This window comes from Bdellovibrio sp. BIS2 (assembly GCF_055398295.1).
The window spans coordinates 3,373,698-3,394,822 of record NZ_AP035879.1; the positions used below are offsets into that span (position 1 = coordinate 3,373,698).

Sequence of the window (21,125 nt, forward strand, 5' to 3'; positions counted from 1 at the left end):
AGGAGTTCAAATGAACAAAGCTCAACTTATCGAAAAAATCGCTACTGAAACAAAAGTTTCCAAAGCTCAAGCAGAAGCAATCCTTGATTGCGCTGTAGAAAACATCAAAAAATCCGTTAAAAAAGGTGACGATGTTAAATTGGTTGGCTTCGGTACTTTCACTAAAGCTAAACGTAAAGCTCGCACTGGTCGCAACCCACAAACTGGCAAAGCGATCAAAATCCCTGCTGCATGGGCTCCGAAGTTCCGCGCAGGTGCTGAATTCAAAGCTATGGTTAAGTAATTAACCGAAGTCTTTCGATTTCTGAAAAGGCGTCCCGCAAGGACGCCTTTTTTATTTTGTCTCTATGATAATCCCGGGGTAGCCTTTATCCCATGGCTCAGTTTGATAAGAAAATTCAGAAAATCGGTGTGTACACAAGCGGTGGCGATGCCCCGGGTATGAATGCGGCAATCCGCGCAGTTGTGCGTGTGGGGATCTCGCAAAAACTTGAAGTGTACGGAATTCACAACGGCTACGTCGGCATGATCGAAAACAAGATCGAGCCCTTGCAACTTCGTGACATGGCCAACATCATCCAGCGTGGCGGTACGATCCTTAAAACCGGCCGCTCTACAGAATTCATGCGCCCTGAAGGCCGCGCGCGCGCCGCTCAGAATATCAAAAATTTGGGACTTGATGCCTTGGTCTGCATCGGTGGTGATGGCTCCTTCCGCGGTGCTCATGCCCTTTGGGAAGAGCATCAGATCCCGGTGGTTGGCGTTCCTGGCACTATCGACAATGACATCTTTGGCAGTGATAAAACCATCGGCTTTGATACGGCTGTGAACACCGCCCTTGAAGCAATTGACCGCATTCGTGACACCGCTGCGTCTCACGACCGCTTGTTTATCGTGGAAGTGATGGGCAGAAACTCAGGCTTCATCGCCTCTCACGTCGGTCTTGCGGGTGGTGCGGAAGAAATCTTCACTCCGGATGCCAACACCACAGTTGAAAAAGCCATCGACCGCATCAACGAAGCCAAATCCCGTGGTAAAACCAGCAGCATCATCATCACCGCTGAAGGACAGAAACCAGGGCGCGCGTATGATCTTGCTGATGCCATCCGCAAAAAATCCGGCATGGACGCAAAAGTCTGTATTCTTGGACACCAACAACGTGGCGGATCTCCAACCGCGGCCGACCGTATTCTTGCCAGCCGCATGGGCGCTGCCGCCGTGGACGCTTTGTTCAAAGGTTATTGCGACGTCATGATCGGCACTGAAGGCGAACGACTTATTCAGGTGCCTTTGGATCTTGTCTATAAGAACGAAAAGAAAAACCAGTTGGATCTGATCTCGTTGGCGAGTGTTCTGGCAACTTAAACCTGTCCTCACGTTTTTACCTTGACCTCGACTGTAGGAGCTTGAATTCTATGGAGTATTCCATTTAAGCAACCCACAGCGAGGTCCACATGAAAAAACTCCTCTTGGCTCTGATTTTGGTTCTGCCACTCATCAGCGGCTGCACCAAAAAAGAAAATGAAATTGTTATCGGTGAATATGATTCCCTGACTGGAAGCGATGCCACGTTCGGCCTCAGCTCCAACAAGGGTGTGCGCCTGGCATTGGATGAAATCAACGCCGCGGGCGGGGTCAAAGGCAAAAAAATCAGCCTGGTGACTTTGGACGATCAGGGTAAAAACGAAGAAGCGGCCTCTGCAGTAACCCGTTTGATCACCCAAAACAATGTCGTGGCGATCATCGGTGGTGTTGCCAGCGGACGTTCCAAAGCGGCAGCTCCGATTGCCCAGTCCAACAAAGTTCCTTTCGTTTCCCCGGCTTCCACGAATCCGGATGTGACCAAGGCCGGTGACTATGTCTTCCGCGTCTGCTTCATCGACCCGTTCCAGGGCATGGTGATGGCAAAGTTCGCCAAAGAAAACCTGAAGATCAAAAAAGCCGCGATCCTGCGTGACGTGAAAAATGACTACAGCGTGGGTCTGGCGGATGTGTTTGCTGCGGAATTCAAAAAAGGCGGCGGCGAGATCGTTGCAGACCTGAGCTATCAAGCCGGAGACATTGATTTCAAAGCCCAACTGACACAGATCCGCTCCAAGAATCCGGAAGCGATCTATGTGCCGGGCTATTACACTGAAGTCGGTCTGATTGCCCAACAAGCCCGCCAACTGGGTGTGAAAGTGCCTTTGATGGGTGGCGACGGATGGGATTCTGACAAATTGTACGAGATCGGCAAAGAAGCCATCAACGGCAACTATTACTCCAACCACTACACGACTGAGTCCACAGATCCTGCGGTGACTGAATTCATCAAAAAATTCAAAGCCAAATACAATGAAACTCCGGACGCTTTGGCAGCCTTGGGTTACGATGCTGCGAAAATCCTGGTGGCAGCGATTGAACGTGCGCCAGACTTGTCAGGCAAAGCCATTCGTGATGAACTATCCAAGACAAAAGATTTCCCTGGTGTGACCGGGAAAATCAGCCTGAATGAAAACCGTGACGCTGTGAAAAGCGCGGTGGTCATCCAGGTGGACGGCAACAACCGCAAGTTTGTGACGACCATCAACCCATAAGGACGTGCATGCAGGATTTCGTACAGCATTTGATCAACGGAGTGAGCCTTGGATCCATCTATGCATTGATCGCCCTGGGCTACACGATGGTGTACGGAATCCTGAAAATGATCAACTTCGCCCACTCGGATGTCTATATGGTGGGCGCCTTTGCCGCCTACTATTTCGCCCGCTGGCTGGGAATTGAAAACAACCCCGGTTTCAGCACTCTTCTGACTTTGATTGTAATCACGATGATCTGCTGCAGCCTTCTGGGGCTGGTGATTGAACGTCTGGCTTATCGTCCTTTAAGAAATTCTCCAAAACTGAATGTCCTGATCACCGCCATCGGTGTCAGTTTGTTTTTGCAGTATTCCGGTCAGGTGGTTTTTGGAGCCGATCCCAAAGTTTTTCCTGAAGTCATGAAAGACTTTGTGATCTTCTCTATCGGTATCGTTGAAATCCGCTCTTTTGATGTGACCGTTCTGGGCGTGGGGATTGTCGCCATGCTGGGACTTCAGTTCCTGCTGTTCAAAACCAAAATCGGCCGCGCGATGCGGGCCGTGAGCGCCAACCCCATGGTCGCAAGCCTGATGGGTGTGAACCCGGACCGCATCATTGCCTTTACCTTTATCGTTGGATCATCACTGGCTGGTATCGGCAGCGTGCTGGTCGGCATGAAGTATCCCAAAATCGATCCCTTGATGGGCATGATGATCGGAATGAAGGCTTTCGTCGCCGCGGTTCTGGGTGGCATCGGCAACGTCGGCGGTGCGGTTCTGGGTGCGATGATCATGGGTCTTTCCGAAGAAATGGTCGTGGCTTATCTGTCCAGCACCTATCGTGATGCTTTGGCTTTCGGAATTCTGATTGTGATTTTGATCTTTAAGCCGGCAGGTCTGCTGGGTAAATACTCTGTGGAGAAGGTCTGATGAAAGCCTTAAAAAACCCGGCACTGGCCCTGATATGCCTTGCTGTCCTGGGATTCGGACTGGATTTTGGCGTCAATGCCTATATCAAACTGATTCTGCTTTTTGCGACCGTCAACTGTCTGCTTTCCATGAGCTTGAATCTGGTAAACGGCTACACTGGCCAGTTTTCTTTGGGACACGCGGGCTTTATGGCGATTGGCGCGTATTTCTCGGCACACGCTTCCACCAAGTGGGGCTTTTTGCCTGAGTCCCTACAGCTTGTTCAGTCTTTTGTTTTTGTGATCGGCGCAGGCCTTGCCGCCGCAGCTGCGGGCTTCCTGGTAGGTCTGCCTTCCTTGCGTTTAAAGGGCGATTACCTTGCCATCGTGACCCTGGGTTTTGGCGAGATCATTCGCGTGGCGCTGTTGAACATGGACTTCCTGGGAGGACCGCGCGGTCTTTCAGGAATTCCCAGTGTCGGCTCGTTTCCATTTGCCTTTATGTTTGCTTCCGTGTGGCTGGTGATTTGCTTCTTCACTATCTGGAGAGTCATGCATTCCAGTCACGGTCGCGGATTCCTGAGCGTTCGTGAAGACGAAATCGCTGCCGAAGCGATGGGTATCAATACCACCCGCATGAAAGTAAAAGCTTTTGTACTTTCCAGCTTCTTTGCCGGTGTGGCGGGGGCATTGTTTGCACACTTCACTAATTTCATCAATCCCTCCTCTTTCACCTTCCTGCAAAGTGTGAATGCGGTGATCATGGTTGTTCTGGGTGGCATGGGCTCCATGACCGGGTCCATCGTGGCAGCGATCATCATCACGGTTTTGCCAGAAGCCCTGCGCCCACTGCAGGAGCTGACGGGTGTGGATCTGCGCATGGTGATTTATTCCCTGGCTTTGATTCTTATGATGATCCTTCGACCAAAGGGTTTGTTCGGGGACATGGAATTCAGCGATGTTTGGAGAAAATATGTCCGACGTTCTGCTTGAGGCCCGCAAGATCACCATGCAGTTTGGCGGCCTAAAGGCCGTTGACTCTTTGGAATTCCAAATCAAAAAAGGGCAGTTGGCGGGACTGATCGGCCCCAACGGTGCTGGCAAAACCACGGTGTTTAATATGCTGACCGGAGTTTATCAGCCCACTTCCGGTGAAGTCCTGATGGAAGGTCAAAGCATGAAAGGCCTGGCACCTTATGAAATTTCCCATCGTGGCGTCACACGCACTTTCCAGAACATCCGTCTGTTTAAAAACCTGACTGTTCTGGACAACGTGCTGATCGCCGGTCACCAGCACGTTCGCTATGGCTTGTTTGATACTTTGTTTCAGACAGATTCTTTCCGCGTGGATGAACAACGTCTGCAGGAAAAGGCTTTCGATCTTCTGAAGATTTTCAAGCTGCAGGAAAAAGCCCACAAACCGGCAACATCCCTGCCCTACGGCGAACAGCGCAAGCTGGAAATCGTGCGCGCTCTGGCGACGGATCCAAAGATCATTCTTTTGGATGAGCCCGCTGCCGGTATGAACCATTCCGAAACCCACCATCTGATGGAAACCATTGCGAAGATTCGCGAGGATTTCAAACTGACCGTGCTTTTGATTGAGCACGACATGAAACTGGTGATGGGTATTTGTGAAAACATCATTGTTCTGGATCATGGTGTGAAGATTGAAGAGGGGGCTCCGAAAAAGGTGCAAAGCTCTCAAAGAGTGATCGAGGCCTATCTGGGCGTTGAGGAGGCTGAATGAATCCCCTGTTGACCGTTGAAAATCTGGATGTCTATTACGGTTCCATTCACGCCCTGAAGGGAATCAGCTTCAACGTCAATGAAGGCGAAGTGGTGTCTTTGATCGGCGCCAATGGCGCGGGTAAAACAACCACGCTTCGGGCAATTTCGGGCATTGTACCAAGCCAGGGGCGCATTCATTTTCGTGGTGAAGACCTGAACAAGGTGTCCACTTTCAAACGCGTGGGCCTCGGTATTGCCCAATCACCAGAGGGCCGCGGGGTCTTCGCCCAAATGAGCGTGCTTGAAAATCTGGAAATGGGTGCCTATTCCCGCACCGACAAAGCAAAGATCAAACAGGATCTGGAAATGTGCCTGACTTTATTCCCACGCATGAAAGAACGCATTTCCCAGATGGCCGGGACCCTTTCCGGCGGGGAACAGCAGATGCTTGCTATCAGCCGTGCGCTGATGGCAAAACCACGCATGCTGCTTTTGGATGAACCCTCTTTGGGGCTGGCTCCGTTGATTGTGGCGCAGATTTTTGAAATTGTAAAAAAGCTGAATCAGGAGGAAGGCATGACGGTCCTTCTGGTCGAACAAAACGCGCGCATGGCACTGAAGATTTCCCACCGCGCATATGTTTTGGAATGTGGTCGCATCGTGATGCAGGACTCTGCCCAGAGTCTTCTGAACAACGACGAAGTCCGAAAAAGCTATCTGGGAGTCTAGAATCCCGACCATGGCATTGCAAAGTATTCCGCTGGCATTTTCTCTGGAACATTCATGTTGTTTCAAACCGAGATTGAACCCACCTAAGTCTTTATAATTGCTTCCAAATACCCGATCAGAACGGCATGACTAGAACGTTCTTCTGCCTCTTGCTCGGTTTATTTCTTCTAAGTTCTTGCACCACCAAGAACGATCTTTCACTCATTTTTTCAAGTAAGAACACGCCGGCCATTTCTTTGAAGGTGAATAACGAAGTGCCTTACACGGGACAAACCAGTGTTCCGGTCAAAATCATTTCGACTTCTGAAATTTCTGAACTGAGCTTTGCGGTCGGTGGTCTGTGCTCAGAGATGTGGGAACCCTACACCGCGGAAAAAACCGCCGTGCTTCCGAACGTGGAGGGCGAACATATTATCTCCGTCAAAGTTCGCAACAAGGACGGTTTTTACAGCGAATGCACGAAAGCCAAAATCATTCTGGATAAAACCGCTCCCAATGTTTCTGACACACAGACCCTGGTGTCAACGCGCTCTTTGCTGGATGTTTCACCGCGCCTGAATGCACCCGTGACCACCGACAATCTGTCCGGCATCGCCAAGTATGAAATCAAGCTGGTAAAAACTGCTGGCAACGCCGTGATCAAGGACTGGGCTGAAAAACCCAAAGATGCGCTTTTCTTTGACGGTCTGACCTTGCCGGATACGGAGGCTGACAGTTACTACTATATCATTCGCGTGACCGACAAAGTGGGTAACGTCAGTGCGGAAAAAACTTCGCCCGCATTCATTGCCGGACCTGTCGTGACATTAAGTTCTCTGGGAACCTACAATCAGGAACAAACCATGGGGAACATCGAGGTCAACTTGTCGCGCACCAGCCCCGTGGCCACAACGGTGCTGCTGAAGTCAGTCCCGGGCACGGCTCTGGCGGGCATTGATTACTATTTCCCGGATATCATTTCCACGGAAGTGACGGTTCCTGCAGGATCGATTTATACTCCCGCATATTATTCCATCATGACCAAAACAACGCCGGGTCCGACGAAAAGTTTTGCACTGACGGTGACCGGAACGACGAATGCAGCCTCCAGTCTGCCCTCATTGACAGTAAATATCGCCAACACAATACCTGACACCAGTTCCCGACCGCAGGCCTCAGGATACAAATCAATGGCGGGCGCCGCCAAAGGTCACATGTGTGCCCAGCGCCTGGATGGAAAGCTGGATTGCTGGGGAGCTTTCCCCTATCGAAATGGTCAGGCCGCCGGAACTTCTTTCGCAACCGAAGTTGCCGGAGCCAGCGACCTTCGGGACATTGCTGGCGGATATGCTGAGCACAACTGCTATATCGACACTGCAGGAGACGTCTATTGTTTCGGTGAAAACGCCTCCCGGCAGCTTGGCAATGGTTTAACGGCCGCCACAGAGACTCCGCAAAAACTTGCTGGCTACACGAATGTAAAAAAAGTCACGGTGGGAATGGGATACACCTGCATCATCACCTCGACAGATCAGGTTCGTTGCTGGGGTAATAACACGGAAGCCACCGTGGGACAGGCCACCAGCACTTCTGTATATAGCACACCGACTCTGTATGGCTATGTCACTAAAGCTCTGGACGTCGCCGCCGGTGCACGCATGGCCTGCGCCATCGACGAAGACGCCGGCACGCGCACCGTGAAGTGCTGGGGGAAAATGGGCACAGGATCTGCGGCGACTCATGTTCCAATCTCCATCACTGGATTACCGAATGACATCTCCACTCTGTCAGTCAATGGCAGCACTTATGCAGACGTCCGTCACGGCTGCGGTCTGACTGAATCCGGCGACGTCTGGTGCTGGGGCAGCAACTATCGCTCACGTCGCGGTGCCGTTTCCGGCTCTGTGCCCTGGGCATCAGCCAATCAGGTGGCCATGCCAGTCAAATCAAAAAAGGTCAAAGTGGGAACGGATGCTTCCTGTGCACTGGGCGTGGATAACAATCTGTACTGCTGGGGTGTCGGTCTTCCTGTTGCGAACAATGCTTATGAACTTACTGAAAGCTATACTCCAATGAGGATGGACTCTTTTGGTGAAACCCTCACAGATTTCCAACTGGGTGAACTTGCCAGCTGTGCCATCACGGCCTCCAACAGAGTGAAATGCTGGGGATTCAACCGCTTCGGCGAAATGGGCAACGGTCTTTGGGGTGATGGCTTCAGAGCTGTGGCCTTCAGTCCCGGCCAGTCCCCGGAAACCTATACGCAGGTGGTGGCAACCCTGGCGTCAACGTGCGCCCTGCGCACGAACAAGACTGTGACCTGCTGGGGGCAGAATGACGAAGGACAGCTTGGCGTAAACAATCGAAATTCATTCTCGCGCCCGCAGTACACACTGCCTCTGACCAACGTTAAGAAAATTTCGGGCAAGTACCAGTCTTATTGTGCATTGACCGAGGCCGGTGCCGTCTGGTGCTGGGGATACAATGGAACCGGGCAGATTGGAAACAACGACGGCAGCGGCACGCGAGTGCTGGCTCCCTATCAAATTCCCACCGTATATCCGAACGGAGTTGTGGCCCTGCCTGCAAGCATCAAAGACATATCGGTCGGCTACAATCACACCTGTGCCATCATTTCTTCCGGTGGAGTACTTTGCTGGGGCAACAACGGCGCTGGCGAGTCCGGACAAGCAGACATCAGCACCTCCAGGCCCTACCCTTCCGCAATCGCAAGCCTCACATCCGGAGTTGAAAGTGTTCATGCCGGCATCAGTAACACTTGTACCGTTAAGGCTAATGCCACCACAAAGGAAATTTACTGCTGGGGTTACAACATCAACGGCATCATTGGCACCGGGACTGCCATCGGAAATGCGACTCACGTTCCCACCTTGATTGATACAATCACCACCACCAAGGAAATCAAACTTTCCATGGGGAACTATGGCGCCTGCTATTTGCACGACGGAACAGTGAAGTGCTGGGGCAGCAGAACGGCTTTGGCTGCCGTGCCTCTCACAACTTTGGCCAACGGAACCATCACCACAACCCCTGTCGTGGCGCCCCAACTGACGGGGGCCACGGACATCTCGCTGGGCTCCTTCGGTGGGTGTGCAAGCATGGCCACCGGCACCGTGAAATGCTGGGGTGTCGACAACAACGGCCTCGTCAGTTCCACTTATCAGATTGTGTCGTCGCCGACAGCATCATTTGCATTCGGATTTGGCCTTGCCAAATCTGTCAGCGTGGGAATGTCCATGATGGACAATCTGCCGCTGCATGTTTGCGCTCTCACGACTCTGGGGGATTTGAAATGCTGGGGCGTCAGTCAATATGGCGAGGCGCATGACAACTTCATGCACCGAACACCAGTTTACGTCTTAAAATAGCCAGCCATATCGGAATTCAAGATGGGTTTCGAATATAAAGACATCGGAAGTGTCTTTGGAATCAGAGCCTGCGTGCCGGCCCTGAAACATGGTTCCATAGGTGTAAACACCAATGGTGCGCTCGTAACTGAGTGGATGGGCAAAACCGAGTTCCCCTGAAATTCCAATGCCACTATAGGTGTGATCCAGACCAAAATAGAAGGGATGCAGTCGTAAAGACACATCCGTGTACCACTTCTTGTCGTGAGAAAACAGTTCCGCAAACCCGCCTGCCGTCGCGCTGACATGCTGTCCGCTGCTGATCCCCCCTGACGATGCACTGGAGACATAGGCATAAGGACGTCTTTCAAAATCGCCCCCCGCCAGATAACCGTATTGCACTTTGAAAAGAGCATTGCGATAGGTCCAATGGCGCCTGGTGAACGCCACCTCACCCTTGATATCGAACAAGCGCTGGTTTCCGGACACATCCAGAAAATTATTAAACTGGAAGCTGCTGGTGTAAGCACCGGCGCGAATCGTGCGATCCACTTTCCAGTTCCAGCGGCGGGTAAACGAAAGGGTGTCGAATGTAAAAGACTGAAGATCCAAAGTCGTCACGATCGGACTGGTATCCTGTTTTTGAGCAGCCCCCATCAATCCCGCTCCAACCCACATCACGTCACGGGAACAAAAGTCCTTTCCGACTTTGTCCAGCACGGGCATAGCCTGAACTTGCATCTCTTGATTCACCCCACGCACGTGAAACAAATACCGAAAGCTTTCATCGCCAAACAGCTCCAAAGGCACGGAAATAAAGTTGGCGTTTTCCGGAATATTCAAAGAGATCAAAAACTTTCCGGTGTCTGATTTTAGCGGCAGATTCACCAGGGGCAAAACCACAGGCTTCAGGGACTTTTTGTCCTTGTCGTAAAGTAAAATTCGCCGGCTCCAGAAACGGATATCCAAATTTTCCTTCAGCTCGCCGGAAATCTTCAGCTGCAACGTGCTTTGCTCGGGAAACTTGACTATTTCAAACTGCTCCCATTCCACTCTGGGCTCGCGCAGAATATTGCGGCAATCCGTCTGAAACGGATGAATGTTCTTTTGCAATGAAGAAAACGGGACAACCTCAACCCGCGCCTTGTTCAGGGTCTGTTGAGCCCACGCCGATCCGCACGAAATCAATACAGCAGCAAAAATTCCAAGAGCTTTATTGAGAGACGCCAAAATAGAACACTCCAGTATCGCTCCAGGCCGAGGCCTGGTACTTGTTTCTGCCCCGAACGCGGTAATACCACTGGCCGTTTTTCATCGGCTTCTTCAGAATGTATTCCTGGGCTTCAACTTTAATTTCAGTACTCGTTGCAAAGTTCTGATCCTGCGACATCTGCAGAACATACCATTCATTTTCGGGAGATTCAGACCACGTGAACTTGATTGACACCGGCACACCACGGGGAATCAGGAACACTTCATTCTTTTTGGGTGTCATGGGTTTGGGAGTGATCAGCGGACCGGGCTTGCCATAAGAAACCGCCAGAATCGGCGTTGGCAGACCAAACAATTTGCTTTCATCCACCACTGGCCAGACGCGGAAATAGTACCAGCCCTCTTCTGAAACCGGATGGAAAATCTCCACATTCTCAGTGTCCAGCATCTGTGATCCTGCCAGCTTCGGATCACGACTTAATTCAACACGGTATCTTTTCGCCGCCTCACGGTGAGTCCATACCAGATGAAACTGAGGTGTTGATCCCGCCTGCTCAAAGACCGGCGGCAGAACCTCTTTTTTCTCAATAGCCGGGCCTTTGATCACACCCTTGACCTGATAAACTTCGGATGCAGGAGAATACTCCCCCTCAACGGAACGGGCCACCAAACGCATATAACCTGGAACAGATTCGTTGTGTTTCAATTCGTAAGGGGCTTTTTCAACGACCACGTTTTTCAGGATTCTGCTGAACTTCGGTCCGTCAGCAATCTGCACCAGATAGTCGACGGCATAAGGAACCGGATTCCAGGTCAGAGTCATCTCTGAAAGCCCCGAGGATCCGATCTTTTCATCTGTTTTGGACAGAATTGGCGCCGACAACGGAGGACGCACAATCAATTTCGCCGGATCGGACCAGTCAGAATAGAGATTGTCTCCATAGGCCTTGCGAACGCGAATGCTGTATTCCCCCGACATATCCAGGAAACTTCTCAAGGGCTGCGGGCCTTCGTATTCGTCAAAGATCTGCTCAAAACCCTTGTTCTTTCCCACCTGCATGTGGAACTTTTCACCGGGCTTCGCATCCTGTACCGGGACATTCAAAGTCCACTTGCCACGCTCTTTGAATGTCAAAACAGGCTGACCAATCATGGCGCGGCCCAGACGCTCAATACGGAAGGTGCGCGTTTCTGAAAAATGCGGCACACCGTCTGTGGTTTCGACCACGCGCCAGTAATACTCGCCCGTGCCCAGATCTTTCGGAATCACGGCCTCTTTCATTTCGGAGACATCTTCTGCCCGTGTTTCCGTCAGGAAATCGGCGGTGCGGCTGATCTGTAAGGTCAGTCTTCGTCCGTCAGCACTCTTCCAGCGGAAGAACTCAATTCCCTGACCATAAAAAACCTTCTTAGGAGCAGGCTCCAGCAGAACCAGCTTTTCTTTCACGACTTCGGTCATCTGCAAAGCGGGCGGTGCCTTCTTTACTTCTGACTCAGGAGCAACCTTGATATCACCACTCCCACCACCTGAAACTTCCGAGCCTCCACCTGCGGCCCCACTTGCGGCGCCCTCTTCAGCAGCCGTGGGATCAGAAATGCTCAAAGCCTCTCCGGTGCCGAGGGTTTTCGTCTGGCCCCCACTTTCCAATGTTAAAGAACCCGAGGCCATGGAAAGTGTCAGCTGACCGGAAGCATCTTTCTTCGCGAAAAGTCCAAAGGGTGCATCGGCTTTCAAAACAAGATCAGAATTCCCAACCCGTACACTTAAAGGTTTTCCCTGCCCTTTACCTTCCACCTGAAGGCTTCCGCGCTCCAGATTCAAAGCCAAAGTGCCCGCTTGCCGATTCTCCGAGATGCGCAAAAGAGTCTCGGCAGGAACATGGATGATATCCTTGTTGCGCATTTCCAGCAGGGCTTCAGAAGAAGGTCCGGTGAAAACCTCAGATCCATTAAAAAGTTTTTGTGATTGGGCGGCGTCGGCCCAGAAAAATCCGGTGGCGTGCTTGTAACGCAATTCATTTTTTACATTGCGAACTTCCGCCAGTGTCGGACCAAGATTTTCATTATTCACCTCGGCCTTGAACAGAAACTGCTTTGCCACGATGAAAGACAACACTGAAATACCGAGAATACATGCGACAATTATTTTTTTCATGGTGTTGAAGTCATTATGTCCGACGCATTACACCCCGGCCAGAAATATCCAACATCTGGACAACACTTGTGTTCCTGAATTTGAAGAGAAAACTTCACTCTGCGGAACAGAAGAGCCGCGACCTAAGTCACGACATCTTCTGCAAAAGAACTTCGAACTCTGTACCACGTCCGTCTTTCACCGGACTGCGCACAGAAACTTTACCGTCATGCGCTTCAACGACTGCTTTTACAAACGTCAAACCCAATCCCATTCCGTATTCAGAACGGCTCTTGTCGCTGCGATAAAGCTTTTGCCAGATCATACCGTGTTCATCAGCCGAAATACCCGGCCCTGAATCTGTCACACGAATGATGACGTTTTCGGTCTGATTGATGGTTTCAATCGTCACTTCACCACCCGGTGGTGTGTACTTGTGTGCATTATCCAGCAAGTTTGCGATAACCCGGCTGATCAGTTTGGCATCGACCATGGCCCAGTCATGGTTGTCGAGCTTTTGCACCACACGAATGTCTTTTTCCTCGAAGGCCATTTCATAAAGGCTCATGATCTCTTTCACCAGGTCACTGATGAATTTCTTTTCGATCTTCAGTTTCTTACTGCGATTTTCAGCCTCAGTAATATCCGTCAGCACTTGCAGGAAATTCAGGATCTTGTCCGAGTTTTCAAAACAGCTCTGCAAAGCCTCGCGATAGGATTCCACATCCCCCTCACTGGTCAGCGCCAGTTCCGCACGGCCGCGCAGTCGTGTGACCGGAGTGCGGATATCATGCGCCAGATGATCAAAGGCCTCTTTCAGTCCGTTCACCAGACCTTCGATTTTATCGAGCATCTTATTGAACAGAACTTTCAGCTCTTCCAGCTCATCGTCACTGCCCCCGATCGGAACACGGGTCGACAGGGAACCGCCTTCGATCTTTTTCATAGAGGTGATCAGTTCACGCACCGGACTTAGAGTTCTGTTGGACAGGAACAAGCCCCCCAGGAATCCGATCAGCGCCACCGGGAGCAGCAACCACCAGAAGATCTTCTGCAGATTGCGCAGTTGCAGGCTCAGGCTTTCTGTACTTTTACCCACCACAAGTCTGCTGCCGTCTTTCAGAGTCGACCCCAGAATGATGATCGTGTCGCCCCCATGCATTTCACGCATGGCAAATTCAAAGAGCTGACCGCGGTGCCGGTTCATCTCTTCTTTAAGCTTCTCCATGTTCAATTTGAAGCTTGGGAAGGGCTCGTGATGGAAAGTCACTTCCCCTTTGGGACTGAAAACACTGACCAGCAGCGCAGCATCGCGATCATAATTGGGAATATAGAGGAAATAGTCATTGAATTCCCCCAGGCCCCGCACTTCGATACGATTGCGGTACTCTTCCAGCTTGGAGGAAAGAACGCCACGCTCCTGCTCTTGCAGGCCGTGACTGATCTGGAAATAAAGGAAACTGAAGATAACGGTAGAACTGAGAATCAGCACCAGAGAATACGCAAGCGTCAGCTTGGTGCTGATTCTGAAGAGTGTCGGCTTAAGACGACTTGAGGACATATCCTACACCTCTAACCGTATAGATAAGGCGTGTAGGGAAATCTTTTTCCAGCTTGTTTCTTAGTCGGCATACAAGTACGTCCACCACGTTCGTTTGAGGGTCAAAATCATAGTTCCAGACTTCCTTCAGGATCGTCTGCTTACCAATGATTTTATTTGGATTACTCATGAACAGGTCAAGAAGAACAAATTCTCTTTCCTGAAGGTCGAGTTTTCTGCCGGCGCGAACCACATCGCGGTTCAGACGGTTCAGTTTCAAATCCTGGAATACCAGTTGAGTCACTTCAGACGCTTTTTGAGAGCGCTTCAACAGGTTCTTTACACGGATCTGAAGTTCAGCCATCGCGAAAGGTTTGGTCAGGTAGTCGTCGCCACCCATGCTCAAGCCCTTCAGGCGGTCATCCAATTCACGCAAAGCACTGAGGATCAGAATGGGGGTGTTGATTTCTTTTTCGCGCAAAGACTTTGCGAAAGTGTAACCGTCCATTTCAGGCAGCATCAAATCCAAAACAATAATATCGTAATGATTGGTTTGTGCTTTTTCAAAGGCACGGCGTCCGTTGGACTCAACATCGACCTCACCTTCAAGCTCGCCCAGGCCTTGTTTCACTATTGTTGCGATCTCGTTATCGTCTTCGACCACTAAGCATCTCATCGAGAGTCACCTTTGTTACTGGTTCGTAAAATCTATATGCAATTTATAGCAGATTTGTTTCTAAACAAAAGTAGCAAATTTCACATTGGCGCCCTTAATAGGCAATATTACATAGATTTAATCGGGTTTAGTCAGGGGATTGCAAAGATGAAACAATTTTCCCTCTGAAACGAGGTTGCCAAACGAAAAAAAACAGGCTCCTGGTCAGGGAGCCTGTCGACATGGTCATGGTAGGTTTAGACTAGCGGGAATTAACGTTTCAACTGAATAACTTCGTTCAGAAGCTCGTCCGTCGTCGTGATGGTTTTGGCATTGGCCTGGAAACCACGCTGATTCTGGATCATGTTTACGAACTCTGTAGCCAGATCCACTGTGGATCTTTCCAGGGATTTCGCGAACAACTTACCGCGGCCGGCAGCGCCTGGGGCACCTACGGAGGCAGTACCGGAGTCTCTGGATTCTTTCAAACGGTTGTTACCGACTTTGAACAGAGCTTCCGGGTTCTCGAACTTCGCCAAAGCGATCTGGGCAAGGTCATTGGCCTGACCATTGGAGTATACCGCTGTCAATGTACCTTCGTCATTGAAGGACAGGCCAGTGATAGTACCTGCAGCCGCGCCATCCTGGTGCCAGGAGATCAGGTCCGAGTTTTTACCGTACTGCTTAGTACCGTCCAAACCTTTACCGCCGTCCTTGATAGCATCACCGAAGTTCAGCTTCACCTGCTGGTCCTGCAAAGCACCGCCTTTGAAGTTGAAGTTCGTGGACGTTGTTTCCTGGGAATCCAGTTTACCGTCAACTGTGAACATCAATTTACCAGCAGCCACTTCAGACATTTTGCCTTCTTCGCCGCCAGTGATCTCTTTACCGTCAACCAAACCTTTGAATTCCCATTCACGGTCGTTAACTTTGTTGAAGAAGAAGCTGACAAGGTGTTTGTTACCCTGAGAGTCGTACATCTCAACGCCTGTAGAGTAATGAGAAGTGGAGTATGGATCGTTAACATCGAATTTCTTCGTCGGCTCCATACGGGAGTCAAGGTTCAGATCCAGTTTCAGTTCTTTTGTAGCTTTAGCCGGGATCAGAGCGCGAGGGAATTTGATATCGGTCATTTTGTTGACGATATTGCCCTTCTCGTCTGTGGAGAAGCCCTGTACGCGCTGATTGTCGTTTGTTACCAGGTAACCTTCACGGTCGAAGTGGAAGGAACCGTCACGAGTGTAAGACTCACCATCGGAACCTTTAACTTTGAAATAACCGTCACCGGAGATCGCAAGGTCCGTCACTTTTTCAGTGGCGTCGATGTTACCCTGGGAAAGGATTGGATTTACGGCACCGATCTTCACACCGCGGCCAATTTGGTTACCACCAACAATACCTTTTAGATTTTTGGAGATGATGTCCTGGAACTCTGCACGGCTTGCTTTGAAACCGATAGTGTTCGCATTGGCGATATTGTCCCCGATAACACCCAGAGCCTCGCCCTGTGCTGTCATACCGGATACACCAGTGTACAATGAAGAAAGAATACCCATGTGACCTCCATGTCGTTGGCAGAATTAGTCGAATTCCGCCGTTTGGAGGGCCTCCTCTACGAGGACCAGCCCTAATATTTAGTTTTTAAAACCAGCTGCTATCTGTCTCGTCGGGACAGCTTCACAGTTTAAAGAACCACTGTTGAGTCGATGTTGGTGAACACGTTCTCTTTGAGCGCATTCTTGTCCATCACCGTGACAACCGTGTTGTTCTTCACGCTGACGATCAGTGCCGAGTCATTCATCAGAATCAATGAATCCTTGGAACCTTTCGCCGCCGCTCTCGAAACCGCTTCTGAGATTTTTGAGACATCTTCCGGTGAATAATTGATTCCCCGTGTTCTCATGCGCTCAATCGCGTGATTCGAAAACTTCACCCCTTCAACAGCTTTTGCAAGCCCAGGAGGTTGCATCTGTCCCAGGTTCTGCGGCTTCACACCACCGACCTGATTCAGAGTCTCCTTGAAGGAGGGTCCCCCAGCCAGATCCGGTTGTTTTACCTTCCCTGGTTGCTGCGGGATGAGTTGATCAAGAGTTTGTATCTTCTTTAAATCGACCATTACTTCGCTGTCTCCTTGGCGATCTTTTCCATCATGTCGCGGGACAAGCCCACATTGTTCATGATGTTAGATTTTGCTACAGGAGCAGGATTCATGGAAGAGTTTTGTAACTCTGCATTCCCCTCTTTCATAGTTTGTCCTTTAGCATCATCTTTCTTCAAGTCTAGGTTTGTTACATCATTTACTTTCTGGTCGGTGGTCATAAGACGTGGGTCTGTAATCTTCTTCACGTCAGAGAAACGAATCGCCTGATTTCCCACATGAAGCACAGGGCCTTCATTGGAATAGCTCACACCGGTGATCATTCCGTCGAAGTCTGTTTTGATTCCCATCTTCTTACCGTCAGCAGTTTTGGCTTCTGCGATGAACTGGTATTCACCAGGCAGAGCCTTCATTGCTTTTTCGTCTTCACCATTCCAGGTCAGTTTGTTTTCGCCCGCTTTCAGTGATTTCAGATTGTACGTGCGCACGATGTTTCCTTCGGCATCACGAACTTTCACCGACACTTCGCTGGCAGCCATCGGCAGAGTGAATTTGAAATCATGCTCTCTGTCATTCGTGCCGCGCACCACTTTCGAAGAATCACCTGCGACTGCTTTACCGATCAGATTCAGCGCCTGGAAGTTTTCCGAAGGCTTCTGACCGTTCTTCATTTCCTCAAGTGACTTGTTCATGTTCTGCATCTGCTCCAGAGAGGAGAAGCTTGCCAACTGTGCCGCCATCTCATGGCTCTTCAGTGGATTCGTCGGATCCTGATTTTTCATCTGTGTCAGCATCAGCTTGAAGAAAGCATCCTTGTCCAAGCTCGGGTTGCCGACCGTGCGAACTTTTTTGGATGGATCTGTCCAGTTGGCATCGACAATCTTGTTCAGAACTTCGCCGACGTTTTCACCGCCCAGCTTTTCTCTGTCTGTCACGCTCATGTTGGAAGGCCCGGCGTTCTCAGGTTTTGTCTGAGTCGCTCCGAATGCATTCACACCAAGTTTCGCGTTCACCATTGTCATCTTTGCTCCTTTTAAAGCTGCTTCAGCTTACGCCCCTGCCGGGGCTTCAGCTCTGCCGGCATAGCCGTTACGCTACAAGATTCAGTCCACTGCCACGGCCTTCAACTTTACGAGTCGGCGTTGAGCGCGTCTCGATTGGCTGAAGTGGATCACGGCGACTGCCATAACCTTTCAGTGAAGGCATGTCTGCGAAAGATTCCTTGCGGCCCTGGGATCCGAAGTTCTCATTGAACTGATTCCAGAACTGGCGCGCCTGATCTCTTTGCTGATTGCCGTTCATGTTGGTCTGGTTTTGCGTAGCCGTATCCGCGGATGTCGTGTTCACCACATCCACCTTTACATTCTCCATGGACAATTTGTGAGCAGCAAGACTGGTTTTCAGTTCAGCTAGACTGGACTCGATGGCTTTTTTAGCCTCCTGAGTATCTGCTGACATCTGCATGTTCACTTTACCGTCCTGAAGCATGACTTTCAGGTGAATGGTTCCCATGCCCTCCGGGGTCATCTGAACCTTCATTTCGCCGCCACCGCGTTTGATCAGGTATTGGGCCTGATTCATCAACTGCTTCACGGCGGCATCATTTTCCTTGGCATCAACAGGTGCCTGAGGGGCCGTCCCTGCCAATGGCAAAGCGGCATCCATCTTCAGGGATTCGCCCTTGATCGGAGCGCCATGAACATTCTGAAGGCCCTCAAGACCCTGCTTGAATTCGCCGGATGTCAGAGTGGACTTTTCACCCACTTCTTTTTCGGCGCTCATGCCTTTCATAAAGTCATTGCCCTGTTGCATCAGATTGCCACCCTGGGATTCATTGCGCATGAATTCCTGGGAAAGTTTGGACTGCACTTCCAATGGATTCAAAGCCTGAGCTGTCGGGATCTTCGGAGCCTCGGGCGTTTTGACCGCCTGAGTGAATTCCGCCATCAGATCCGCACCCTGTTCAGAGGCTTGAGCTTCCGCTGCGACGCCAGTTCCCTGAGCGGCCTGCGCTTCGGCCGCCTTCTTTGCTGCCAAAGCCGCCAGCAATGCCGGAGACATGGTATCCTTCATCTGCCCCTGCAGATGCGGAGGAAGTTCAGGAAGCTTGCCTGAAGCCTGGTGTGGCATTTCCGGCAGAGGCATATCCATCGGGATTTCCTGTTTTGGAATATCCGCAAAAGATGCCTCATCCAGATCCATGTTCTGCAGGGCTGCCGCATCAAGCTGTCCCAGCGCTGCCGAAGGCAAAGGTTTTGCCTGCGCGTCTGTCCAGAATTTTTGATTTAAACGGTCGACGGTATTACCCAGCATGGTCTGCTTGGCCTGCGCCTGTTCAGCGCGCAGCTGCACACCAGCCTGAGTCACCACGCCAGCACCCACCGCAAATTCCGGAGCCTTTGCAGGCGCAGGAGTCTGCTTCAACTGCAGCAGCAAGCCCGCATACATCGCTTGCGCTTTGTCTGCATCCTCATCACTGAGTCCCAATTGAGAGATCACGGCTTCTGCCGTCTCTTCCGGGGATTGTACTAGTTGGGTGTCGTCCAGCTGGGACATCGCCTCCACGAGTCGCGTGGGGGATATTTCGAATTCACTCTCGAAGGAGTCCATGAATTCTTTTATTTTTTGCTGTCGAACCGTTCCCTTTCGTTCTGCTTTCCCATCGTTTTGGCTGACCTCGGGTTCCTTGCCTTTTTGCGCTTCGGTCTTTTCAGGCTTTTCATTCTTCGCCTTCAGTTCCCGCTGCGGTGGCTCTTTCGTTTCTTTCGGGTCTTTCGAGGCTATTTTCTCCTCGAGAGCTTTGCCGAAAGAAGAGCCGGATCCGGTTCCCTTGAAGTCTTTCTCCACCCCTCTGTCAGGTGGTGACTTCATCTCGGTCGCACCCACCATGGGGGGTACGATACTTTGTAACAAACCTTCCTCCTTCCCTGGAAAAAACTGTCGTTACTTTCTTATTTCGCGCTCGCAGGAGCACGACGCTTGTAGCCCGCAAACATCTCAGACAAAATCTGAGCTTTTTCAGGCTTCAACAAATTCATAATATCAGCAGCATTCTTCTTTTTCATACGACCAAGTATTTCAATTGCCAAATCCTCGTCCATCGTCTCAAAGACTTTGGCCGCCTGGGGTGGCTTCATATTGGTGTACATCTGTACCAAAGTATCGACTTTCTCGTCGTCCGCCTTGACCCGGTCTTCCAGGATGCCGGAGATCTTGCTGCGCATCTCTTCCAGCTCTTTCAGGCGTTTTTCAAGTTCCACCTTCTGGGTGGCAAGTTCGGTCTCCATGCGGTTCAGCTCTTCTTCACGCGCATCGAGCTCTTTGTTTCTTTCATTTAGTTTTTGCAGGTGATCGATTTCAGCGCCACTCATCGCCGCGGTCACCGGAGCTTCCGCTTTCGCTTCGGCAGGTGCCGGCTCTGCAGGAGCCGCTGACGGCTGGGCAATCGCTTCGCCGGTCATCTGAACTTCGACACGTTTAATGATATTTTCAACTTCTTCGTGATTCTGGAATCCCCAGATGGCCACCATGAAACCCATGAAGGACACGCCAATCATTTTCCATGGTACCGGGGCTTTTTTCTTCTTCTTTGGAGCAGACATTTTCATACGGCGGCGGATCTGCTGTTCGACGTCTTCAGACGCCAGATCCAGATGCAGTTTCGGAGACGCATTTCTTTTCTGAAACTTCACTCCGTTGTTCTGGTCGGCAACCTGACGTGCATTTTTGAAGAACTGATCGTATCCGCTTTTCATCTGCCTATGATTCCTTCACAGCTTTAAACCGCAGAATGGACTGTTCATCCATTTCCTTCTGGTCATTGGAAAGACGCTCAGCCCGATATTCTTCGAACTTGTTTTCACGCATCTTCTCCATAATTTTATATTCCAGAGCGGCTTGTCGCAAAATTTCTCTCTTGGCCTCGACCAATTTCTCGAATTCCTGAACTTTTTGCATTTGCCTCTGGATGCGGATTTGCTGGCCCTGAAGAAACTCGTGGATCTGAGAAAGAGCTGGACCTTGGGCCCCGCCCTGATTACTGAGCGCTCCCACCTGTGCATGGGCGTTCTGAACCTGGCTGCCCATCTGATTCAGACGCTCCAGTTCCTCTTGATAAAGGTTCACGGCCTCTTGAAAGTCCTTTTGTGCCAGATTTTCTTTGATCTTGCGGTGTTCAAGAACCTTTTGAAGTGGAAATTTGAATTTCATGATCC

The 21,125-nt window shown here is 50.7% G+C and carries 18 protein-coding genes; 8 read left to right on the plus strand and 10 right to left on the minus strand.

The genetic code is table 11. From position 1 onward, the window contains the following. Window positions 1-10: 10 nt before the first annotated feature. The 8 genes from ACZ520_RS16020 (at window position 11) to ACZ520_RS16055 (ending at window position 9,293) form a co-directional block, all read left to right on the plus strand. Window positions 11-283 carry an HU family DNA-binding protein gene (locus ACZ520_RS16020; RefSeq protein WP_011165719.1) on the plus strand — a complete coding sequence of 91 codons (273 nt, stop codon included), beginning with the start codon at window positions 11-13 and terminating at the stop codon, window positions 281-283. A 92-nt stretch (window positions 284-375) separates the two neighbouring features. After that, window positions 376-1,365 carry a 6-phosphofructokinase gene (pfkA, locus tag ACZ520_RS16025; RefSeq protein ID WP_011165720.1) on the plus strand — a complete coding sequence of 330 codons (990 nt, stop codon included), beginning with the start codon at window positions 376-378 and terminating at the stop codon, window positions 1,363-1,365. An 89-nt stretch (window positions 1,366-1,454) separates the two neighbouring features. Further along, on the plus strand, window positions 1,455-2,576 hold the full coding sequence (locus ACZ520_RS16030; protein WP_011165721.1) for an ABC transporter substrate-binding protein: 1,122 nt from the start codon (window positions 1,455-1,457) through the stop codon (window positions 2,574-2,576). A gap of 8 nt (window positions 2,577-2,584) precedes the next feature. Further along, window positions 2,585-3,487: a branched-chain amino acid ABC transporter permease gene (locus tag ACZ520_RS16035; RefSeq protein WP_374031254.1), complete on the plus strand. Its 903-nt coding sequence runs from the start codon at window positions 2,585-2,587 to the stop codon at window positions 3,485-3,487. Then, the gene (locus ACZ520_RS16040) at window positions 3,487-4,458 is read left to right on the plus strand and encodes a branched-chain amino acid ABC transporter permease (RefSeq protein WP_464126502.1); all 972 of its coding nucleotides are present in this window, start codon (window positions 3,487-3,489) and stop codon (window positions 4,456-4,458) included. Before ACZ520_RS16035 ends, ACZ520_RS16040 begins: the two co-directional genes overlap by 1 nt. Beyond that, window positions 4,439-5,215: an ABC transporter ATP-binding protein gene (locus tag ACZ520_RS16045; RefSeq protein ID WP_374031256.1), complete on the plus strand. Its 777-nt coding sequence runs from the start codon at window positions 4,439-4,441 to the stop codon at window positions 5,213-5,215. The genes ACZ520_RS16040 and ACZ520_RS16045 overlap by 20 nt, the downstream gene beginning before the upstream one ends. Beyond that, on the plus strand, window positions 5,212-5,925 hold the full coding sequence (locus ACZ520_RS16050; RefSeq protein ID WP_374031257.1) for an ABC transporter ATP-binding protein: 714 nt from the start codon (window positions 5,212-5,214) through the stop codon (window positions 5,923-5,925). Before ACZ520_RS16045 ends, ACZ520_RS16050 begins: the two co-directional genes overlap by 4 nt. 125 nt (window positions 5,926-6,050) lie before the next feature. Beyond that, window positions 6,051-9,293 (plus strand): RCC1 domain-containing protein, encoded by a 3,243-nt coding sequence (locus ACZ520_RS16055; protein WP_464126505.1) that lies wholly within the window; start codon window positions 6,051-6,053, stop codon window positions 9,291-9,293. Here the strand turns inward: ACZ520_RS16055 and ACZ520_RS16060 are convergent. The 10 genes from ACZ520_RS16060 to fliJ form a co-directional block, all read right to left on the minus strand. Further along, window positions 9,285-10,502 carry a hypothetical protein gene (locus ACZ520_RS16060; protein WP_374031258.1) on the minus strand — a complete coding sequence of 406 codons (1,218 nt, stop codon included), beginning with the start codon at window positions 10,500-10,502 and terminating at the stop codon, window positions 9,285-9,287. The genes ACZ520_RS16055 and ACZ520_RS16060 overlap by 9 nt on opposite strands. Then, complete coding sequence (locus ACZ520_RS16065; RefSeq protein ID WP_464126508.1) at window positions 10,486-12,639, minus strand: FecR family protein; 2,154 nt, start codon at window positions 12,637-12,639, stop codon at window positions 10,486-10,488. The genes ACZ520_RS16060 and ACZ520_RS16065 overlap by 17 nt, the downstream gene beginning before the upstream one ends. Window positions 12,640-12,766: 127 nt before the next feature. Continuing rightward, window positions 12,767-14,179 carry a sensor histidine kinase gene (locus ACZ520_RS16070; RefSeq protein WP_417868204.1) on the minus strand — a complete coding sequence of 471 codons (1,413 nt, stop codon included), beginning with the start codon at window positions 14,177-14,179 and terminating at the stop codon, window positions 12,767-12,769. Continuing rightward, window positions 14,160-14,834 (minus strand): response regulator transcription factor, encoded by a 675-nt coding sequence (locus tag ACZ520_RS16075; protein WP_088564149.1) that lies wholly within the window; start codon window positions 14,832-14,834, stop codon window positions 14,160-14,162. The genes ACZ520_RS16070 and ACZ520_RS16075 overlap by 20 nt, the downstream gene beginning before the upstream one ends. Before the next feature lie 251 nt (window positions 14,835-15,085). Next, entirely contained in the window at window positions 15,086-16,369 is a 1,284-nt protein-coding gene (locus ACZ520_RS16080; protein ID WP_088564148.1) for a flagellar hook protein FlgE, read from the minus strand. Between the two features lie 128 nt (window positions 16,370-16,497). After that, on the minus strand, window positions 16,498-16,929 hold the full coding sequence (locus ACZ520_RS16085; protein ID WP_088564147.1) for a TIGR02530 family flagellar biosynthesis protein: 432 nt from the start codon (window positions 16,927-16,929) through the stop codon (window positions 16,498-16,500). After that, window positions 16,929-17,933 carry a flagellar hook assembly protein FlgD gene (locus ACZ520_RS16090; protein WP_088564146.1) on the minus strand — a complete coding sequence of 335 codons (1,005 nt, stop codon included), beginning with the start codon at window positions 17,931-17,933 and terminating at the stop codon, window positions 16,929-16,931. Before ACZ520_RS16090 ends, ACZ520_RS16085 begins: the two co-directional genes overlap by 1 nt. A gap of 67 nt (window positions 17,934-18,000) precedes the next feature. Continuing rightward, a complete protein-coding gene (locus ACZ520_RS16095; protein WP_464126512.1) occupies window positions 18,001-19,824 on the minus strand; it encodes a flagellar hook-length control protein FliK in 1,824 nt (607 codons plus the stop codon). Window positions 19,825-19,862: 38 nt separating this feature from the next. Further along, on the minus strand, window positions 19,863-20,666 hold the full coding sequence (locus ACZ520_RS16100) for a MotE family protein (protein ID WP_088564144.1): 804 nt from the start codon (window positions 20,664-20,666) through the stop codon (window positions 19,863-19,865). A gap of 4 nt (window positions 20,667-20,670) precedes the next feature. Next, window positions 20,671-21,120, minus strand: a complete 450-nt coding sequence (gene fliJ, locus ACZ520_RS16105) for a flagellar export protein FliJ (RefSeq protein ID WP_015092402.1) — start codon at window positions 21,118-21,120, stop codon at window positions 20,671-20,673. Window positions 21,121-21,125 lie beyond the last annotated feature (5 nt).

Excerpts from the sequence above, each read along its gene's own strand:
- ACZ520_RS16020 (WP_011165719.1), top strand. The coding sequence starts at position 11 with ATGAACAAAGCTCAACTTATCGAAAAAATCGCTACTGAAACAAAAGTT.
- pfkA (WP_011165720.1), top strand. The coding sequence starts at position 376 with ATGGCTCAGTTTGATAAGAAAATTCAGAAAATCGGTGTGTACACAAGC.
- ACZ520_RS16030 (WP_011165721.1), top strand. The coding sequence starts at position 1,455 with ATGAAAAAACTCCTCTTGGCTCTGATTTTGGTTCTGCCACTCATCAGC.
- ACZ520_RS16035 (WP_374031254.1), top strand. The coding sequence starts at position 2,585 with ATGCAGGATTTCGTACAGCATTTGATCAACGGAGTGAGCCTTGGATCC.
- ACZ520_RS16040 (WP_464126502.1), top strand. The coding sequence starts at position 3,487 with ATGAAAGCCTTAAAAAACCCGGCACTGGCCCTGATATGCCTTGCTGTC.
- ACZ520_RS16045 (WP_374031256.1), top strand. The coding sequence starts at position 4,439 with ATGTCCGACGTTCTGCTTGAGGCCCGCAAGATCACCATGCAGTTTGGC.
- ACZ520_RS16050 (WP_374031257.1), top strand. The coding sequence starts at position 5,212 with ATGAATCCCCTGTTGACCGTTGAAAATCTGGATGTCTATTACGGTTCC.
- ACZ520_RS16055 (WP_464126505.1), top strand. The coding sequence starts at position 6,051 with ATGACTAGAACGTTCTTCTGCCTCTTGCTCGGTTTATTTCTTCTAAGT.
- ACZ520_RS16065 (WP_464126508.1), bottom strand. The coding sequence starts at position 12,639 with ATGAAAAAAATAATTGTCGCATGTATTCTCGGTATTTCAGTGTTGTCT.
- ACZ520_RS16070 (WP_417868204.1), bottom strand. The coding sequence starts at position 14,179 with ATGTCCTCAAGTCGTCTTAAGCCGACACTCTTCAGAATCAGCACCAAG.
- ACZ520_RS16075 (WP_088564149.1), bottom strand. The coding sequence starts at position 14,834 with ATGAGATGCTTAGTGGTCGAAGACGATAACGAGATCGCAACAATAGTG.
- ACZ520_RS16080 (WP_088564148.1), bottom strand. The coding sequence starts at position 16,369 with ATGGGTATTCTTTCTTCATTGTACACTGGTGTATCCGGTATGACAGCA.
- ACZ520_RS16085 (WP_088564147.1), bottom strand. The coding sequence starts at position 16,929 with ATGGTCGATTTAAAGAAGATACAAACTCTTGATCAACTCATCCCGCAG.
- ACZ520_RS16090 (WP_088564146.1), bottom strand. The coding sequence starts at position 17,933 with ATGACAATGGTGAACGCGAAACTTGGTGTGAATGCATTCGGAGCGACT.
- ACZ520_RS16100 (WP_088564144.1), bottom strand. The coding sequence starts at position 20,666 with ATGAAAAGCGGATACGATCAGTTCTTCAAAAATGCACGTCAGGTTGCC.
- fliJ (WP_015092402.1), bottom strand. The coding sequence starts at position 21,120 with ATGAAATTCAAATTTCCACTTCAAAAGGTTCTTGAACACCGCAAGATC.